Source organism: Psychrobacter sp. 1U2 (genome assembly GCF_051847575.1).
The window spans coordinates 1-753 of record NZ_JBPYDC010000973.1 but is presented as its reverse complement, the minus strand read 5'-3'; the positions used below and the strand labels follow the sequence as shown (position 1 = coordinate 753).

The window sequence follows — 753 nt, the reverse complement described above, 5'->3', positions numbered from 1 at the left end:
GGTAATTTCAATATCATTGGCAAATTCAAAGCAGTCTTGTAAACCTTTAAATAAACGCTGGTATTGAATAATCGGTAATAATGACGGCGTACCACCGCCTATAAATATTGAGCCAATCTGGCGTCCTTGAGTCAGAGGCTCTTGCATCTGCGCATCTAGCAAGAGTGCATCTACGTACTCATCATACATTGATAGCTGTACATCAGCGCCTAGCTCGTGCGAGTTAAAATCGCAATAAGGGCATTTTTTTACGCACCATGGAACATGAATATACAGCGCCAACGGTATAATGGTCGCGTCTATACAAGAAGCACCGTTAATATCAGCTCGCATGGTAATATTCTCACTTTTAGATATCGACATAACATAAACTTATTCAATAAAAAGCGGCGAGAAACCGCAAAAAATACGGCTAGGATAACGGCTACGTCACTGAAAGAAAAGCATTGTATTCATCAATTGCATTTATTAAAGAGACGTTTAACGAACAGCTGTAAAACCATACTTAAACAAACACGACTATCATCAATGCCATCTAACAGGCAAGCTAGATAAAACGTATATCAAATATCATACGACAAATATGAGGATAACGAATATGGCATATTGGCTAATGAAATCTAATCCAAAATTTTTTGGTATTGAAGACCTACAACGGTTGGGTACAGAATGTTGGGACGGCGTACGTAACTACCGTGCGCGTAACTTTATGCGCGATGATATGCAAGTAGATGACAAAGTGTTTTTTTATCA

Annotated in this window: 2 protein-coding genes; one reads left to right on the top strand and one right to left on the bottom strand. The window is 38.6% G+C overall.

What is annotated here, in order from left to right:
* Positions 1 to 333 (bottom strand): radical SAM protein (locus tag ACS8FD_RS19860; RefSeq protein WP_439277133.1); only part of this gene is annotated, 333 nt, incomplete at its 3' end.
* 250 nt (positions 334 to 583) lie between these two features.
* Between ACS8FD_RS19860 and ACS8FD_RS19855 the strand changes: the two genes are divergently transcribed.
* On the top strand, positions 584 to 753 hold a 170-nt coding region (locus ACS8FD_RS19855), incomplete at its 3' end, for an EVE domain-containing protein (RefSeq protein ID WP_439277132.1).